Annotated in this window: 2 protein-coding genes; both read right to left on the bottom strand. The window is 55.8% G+C overall.

From position 1 onward, the window contains the following. Positions 1 to 179: 179 nt before the first annotated feature. Complete coding sequence (locus G3446_RS25390; protein WP_425338435.1) at positions 180 to 605, bottom strand: type IV pilin protein; 426 nt, start codon at positions 603 to 605, stop codon at positions 180 to 182. A gap of 138 nt (positions 606 to 743) precedes the next feature. Further along, positions 744 to 5,255 carry a PilC/PilY family type IV pilus protein gene (locus G3446_RS25385; protein WP_164456466.1) on the bottom strand — a complete coding sequence of 1,504 codons (4,512 nt, stop codon included), beginning with the start codon at positions 5,253 to 5,255 and terminating at the stop codon, positions 744 to 746. Positions 5,256 to 5,389 lie beyond the last annotated feature (134 nt).

Genomic DNA, 5,389 nt, shown 5'->3' with positions numbered 1-5,389 from the left:
GAGCCCTCGGCCTCGAAAAGCTATTTTCTATACCCCCTGCGTACCTCCTCGATCCCGGGCTTGTCCAACAACCGGTTCAGATCGTCGCTCGCTTCGCTCGGACGATCTAACCTTATTCGTTATAATGGACGGTTACTACGCACCCCTAAGCCAGCAGGTGCGCACCTGAATTTGAGACGTTACTGGCTTGGCCAAAGACTCGTCCAGGTAGCGGAGGCGCCTTTGCGGCTTTGTTTCCGACCTGTGCTCCATAGTAGGTACTGCCATTTGTCCCCTACTTGCGAATTTAGGGGCTCGGCGAGTAGGCGATAGCAGTTGGTGATTGCACATCCTGAGTCGGTAGCCGCGACCTGAACGCGATAATAGCTATCGATCGCGGTGGCTCCGGATGGGAAGTAGTTCCAGGCGTTGTCGCCGGTGCCAGAATATCCAAGGTCCCCAAGGTCTTCCGTGTACGTCCTGTGTCGGAAACGGTAGGCCTCCAGTTTAGAGGCAATCTCAGTTAGAGCCGACTCTGCAACAGTTCTGCGAGACTTCTGAACCTGACTCTGATACGACGGGTACGCGATCGCGGCCAACACGCCGACGACCGCCACCACGATCATCAGCTCGATCAGGGTGAAGCCGGTGCCTGGACGCTTGTTGACAACTTTCATAGCCAGCCTTTTGTTTGAGCTGTTTGTGGACGATATCTCTCGAGCTCTACTGTGCAGCGAGCTAGGTCTCGAAGAGACTCCGCCATCCTAGTAGCAAGTGCCTAGCTCGCGCCAAGATATTTCACCGGAATCAAGCGGACTCTCCGTTTCGAGTGCCTGCTTGTGAATCTCCGCATTCGAGTCTTGCACGACGGCTGTCACTTCGTCGTTGGTCTGGCTTCCTGTAGCGACTTCTCCGATATGTAGGGCAGGGGCCATAGCTATGCCTTCGGCGATCTGCCTGTAGGCAAGAGCGGGAGTCCCGTTTCCGTCATTCGTACCATAGCCAAGGAAGCCGTCGCTATATGCCGTTCCTGTCTTGTAGTAGAGCGCGTATAGGTTGCTCAAACCCAGTGTGCAAAGGTCCGTGTCCGGCTTGTAGGTCGTTGATATGAGAGCCCCTCCAAGCAAGGAGTGCCTGGAAAGATTTCGCTCGCTGGGTTGACCGGAATCGAATGCGAGCTTGCGGAGCCAGCCGTTGTAGCTTCCGCTGGAGTTGATCGTGAAATCGAGTCCGGACAATGTGGTGCTGCCATCGGCGGTGTCGCCATCGACCGCGCCGTTGCTGTAGACCGTGATATCGGTGACGTCTTTGAGGTCCGCTAGAGCAATTGGATATGTCGTCGCAGTCTCGTCGCGAATCCCAACTAGGTATTCCTGCTGCGACAAGGATGTGTCTGCATCTGTCTCGAGGCGGCCGGTACCGAAGTAAACCCAGTGGTTACCACTATTATCCACGGTCACGGTTGGTTTGATGATGACTGGTGCCATCATGTCAATCATTTCGGTGACGACCCAATTCGCGGGCGAGGCATCCTCTCCCAGATCGATCTTTAAGAAACGACCTTCGCCTGGTGATGAGCCGGTTGTGCCGAAGTAGAGCGTATCCGCCTTGTAGTTGAGGTTCCAATCTACACTGGTTACGCCACCAACATATCCAGTGTGCGAGGGTGTCAATGTCAACGGTGCAAATCCAGTTACGAAGTCGCGTGCGCCATCATTCAGTTTGTAGATGTAAATCTTCGCCGACTGGTCGGTGCTGACAGTGCTCAGATCATTTGGCCCGTTCCCGAAGACCAAGTACCAGTCGTTTGGGCTGTCGTCGTTTTCTCGAATCGTAAATACGGCTGGCTCGCTAAAGGAGAATCCCATGCCGGTCTCGAAATCGTTGGTCGGATCCTTGATCTCGGCCAGTAACTTGGGAGGCTTCTCCGGGTTGGTGATGTCGATTAGGACCCAGGCAGATGCGAATTCATGGTCATTGGCAGCGCCAGCCCCACCGAAGCCATCATCGGCAGTGTCAACCGTCATGGGGGCGCCGCCCAAACGCATGCCAGCAACCAGCACGGTGCCCCAGCCATCCGGATGATCTGTATCGTCTGGAAATATCTTGGCGTCGAACGCTTTCATAGGGCCGTCCATGTAGTAGACATGGTCGTAGCTGCTTGACTGCAGCCACTTTAAGTGCGGTAACAGATTGAAGGGTGCGTATGCCCAGAGCTCGGTGCCAAGCGCGTGGGCCGATTCGCCGCCACTGCCGGTCGCACTGTAGCTGGAACCGTCGAAGAATCCCGCGTTGAACGCATGAAGCAACCCGTCGTTTGCGCCAGCGTACACCACTGTTCGACGGGCTTTGTACTGTACTTTGAAGTCTGCGTAGCTGACATCGTCATAGAGGAGATCGAAGTCTTCCGCTGGCTTGCCGACCGCCACGGGCTGCGAATGAACGATGTCACCGAGTAGCAGGGCTTCCGTTGTTCCGTCGTCGTCATAGTCGGCGACCCGGTTACGCTTCGTGGCATCCGTCGTGTCTCCGCGGATGAAGTCGACCAGCCCGGCCACCTCAGCGATCGCCGCGCTCACCTGAGTGGTATCTGTCTTGTCCAGGACGCTTACGAGATCGAAATAGGGGTAGTTGTCCTCGGTGATCGCAGAGCTGTCGAGGACGACCTGCTCGCCAGTGTCGGCAACGCCGTCCAGATTGCCGTCGAACCAAGAGAAGATGTAGCGCTGCCCTGCCTCGACCGGGTTACTGCTGTCCGTCCAGCCGCGGTTGACGGTCGGCTCATCGATCGCTTGCAAGACCTCGATCGCATCCCAGTACTCCGTCCCGATGATCGCATTCTCGTCGATCGGAGCCATCTTCAGCTGGCCGATCCATTCGGCCCGGTTTCCTGTATCTGTATCGTCCTGGAACGACGTGATGTATGCAGACTGGTAGACCGCTCCCAGCCCGGCTCGCGTGTTCAGTCCGACCGAGGCTGCGGACTGAGAAGAGCGCAGTCCCGATGCGGCGACGCTGAATGCCCGTTCGAGAGCACTGACCATCTTTTCCGGGCTTGTTGCGAGAACATAGTTGTCGGGCTCGCCGTCGTTGTCGGAATCCCACTCGCCATCCTGCGGGACTCCGTCACCATTGTCATCCACAAACCCACCATACTTCCCGGCGAGCCAGAGTACGTTCGTATTCCCAACGTTCGGAGTTGCGTGATATTCCTGAGAATCGATCATGAACGTCGTAACGGTTTGGTCTCCGATAAAATCGTCACGGATGTCATTGGTATTGGCGTAGTAAGCGAGACCGCCAATGTAGTTGCTATTGTTGCGGCCGGATTGATCGTAGGCGTAGTCTTCGCCTATTGCGCCGCGACTCTCCATTGCGCCAACCTGATTGGTGAGCGAAGTCACGTTGATATCAGGGTCCGGGTTGCTCGGCTCTCCGCAGTCGTTAGCAGATTGGTTTCCGCTAGCGTCCGTAGCGACAGGGCATGAGGTAAAACTGGTTCCCGGCAGCTTCTTGTCAAGCCATGGATAAGCGTCGTTTATGCCAATGATGTAGTTCGTTTGGCACCAATATTGGATAGGGTCGTCCCAGGTTTCGTAGACTGGAAACCCACCTTTTTGAGCCTCAGTAAGTCCAGAGTAGAACGTTGATGTCGGGCCGCGATTCTTATAGTAGTTTAAGCACTCGTAGAAGAGCTCGCTGACTGGGTCATAGGACTTGTAGCCTGGCTTGTGGAATTTATTAAGATAATTCAAGACCCCGCTGTTGCCATCAGCATAGTTTTCTGGATTATCGATATAGTCTCCCTGATCCGTGTACTCCTTATCCGGATTATCCTGGCCCGATGGCAGCTTGGGCCCGACGAATTTCATTGGGGCGCGCAGAACTCCACCATCTCGCGCCTTCGAGTTGTCGTTGGAGTAGGCCATGATGCCAAACCTCATGCGCTGCATATTGCGTTGCATGAGGCCTTCTGGTTTGTACCAGATGTCTGAGTCATCCGTGTATTTCGTGCAGTTTTGCTCAACACCTTCGTCGATATCGCAAACCTGCACGGCGGCGCCGAAGAAGTCTAGGTAGCCGGACCCACTGCCGACCTTCGCGTCGTCTTTGTTGGTGGCAACCTCGAAACCATAAGCTGTGTTATAGACCCAAAGCTCATCCACGGAGTACGGGGTCACTGTACTTGGGCTGACACCATTGATGCTGGATCCAATCGCCTTCCAAGGGTACCAGTTATCGTTGTCCGTTTTGCGCGCGCGCTCGACGACGACTTTGTCTGGAGTGTCGTACGTGCGGTGGCCCCCGGTCATCGCGAGGATGAACTCATCGATAGCAGTCATGGTGGCCCAGTTCAGGAAGTTGCCGCTCCATGTGCTGCCGTTGCACGCGCCGCTGCTGACATCTCCGCTTGGATAAAAGTAGTTCTCCGGTCCGAGCTCCTTCAAGAGCTGGATTTCGGCGGCAGATGTCCAGGCTGCATCGTTGACTTCACTTGTTGAGCGGAGCATCAAGTAGCGGCCGGATTGGTTCGTTCCGAAAGGGACTTCTTGAGGATCTCCGGCGTTGTCGTACTCCCAGCGGCCGCTAGCCACCGGGGAGGCACTTGGCTCGGAGACTCGAGTCGCTGGTATCAGATCGGTTGTCGTGTCACTGAGGTAGATCTCGTAATCCTTGATCGTGCCGTTGCCGCCTCCGGACCGAGGTACGTAACGGAAGCCGGCAATGTCGCTCAAGGTCGATCCAAGGTCGATAATGATCCAGTGGGGTTGAGGAGTGTCTTCGTCCGTCCACTCTGTATGCCATATCGTGTCGAGATCGCCGTCGAATGCCGCGTATGGCCAGCCGATGCGCGCTCCTTCTCCGTCAGGCTCGTAGCTGTCGGCGCCTCGACTATCCATGCCTGTCGATACCGGCTCCCACTCTTCTTGGTCGAAGTATCGGTCAGCAACGCCCTGGTACTGGTAGCACTTGGTTGGATCGAAATATCCAATGTATGTATTGGCTGGATTAAAGCAGGTTCCGATCTTGCTTTCCGTGCGTCCGCCGCAGCCGGGGGAAGAACCTATATAGTCGTTGTAGGCGGCTCCACCCATGGGCGTTTCCACGGATAAGTTGAGCAGAACATTCGGGGGGATAGATTGCTGGAGATCAGGCGGGACGCTGTAGAACTGACCGTTGGCGTAGCCGGAGACCGCCGAGTGGGCGCCGCCCGAAGCGATGGCTATCGCGCCGGTCAAGCAAAGACTAAGAAAACGGCTGGCTCTGTTGTCCATGGGTCGTGATCCCCTCGGCGGTGATGAGGCTTCCTGAGGCTCGTCTGGAAAGAAGTTGGCTCTCCCGGATTTCGGGGGGTCTAGCGATTCATTTTAAAACAAGCATTTAGTGGCGATTTGGGCGTACACGCAGA

It is taken from the genome of Thiorhodococcus minor (assembly GCF_010820565.1).
Lineage (GTDB): Bacteria > Pseudomonadota > Gammaproteobacteria > Chromatiales > Chromatiaceae > Thiorhodococcus > Thiorhodococcus minor.
Note: the sequence above shows the minus strand (reverse complement) of the source record. Positions and strands in the feature narration are given on the sequence as shown.

Coding starts and splice junctions, on each gene's coding strand:
- G3446_RS25390 (WP_425338435.1), bottom strand. CDS start 605: ATGATCGTGGTGGCGGTCGTCGGCGTGTTGGCCGCGATCGCGTACCCG.
- G3446_RS25385 (WP_164456466.1), bottom strand. CDS start 5,255: ATGGACAACAGAGCCAGCCGTTTTCTTAGTCTTTGCTTGACCGGCGCG.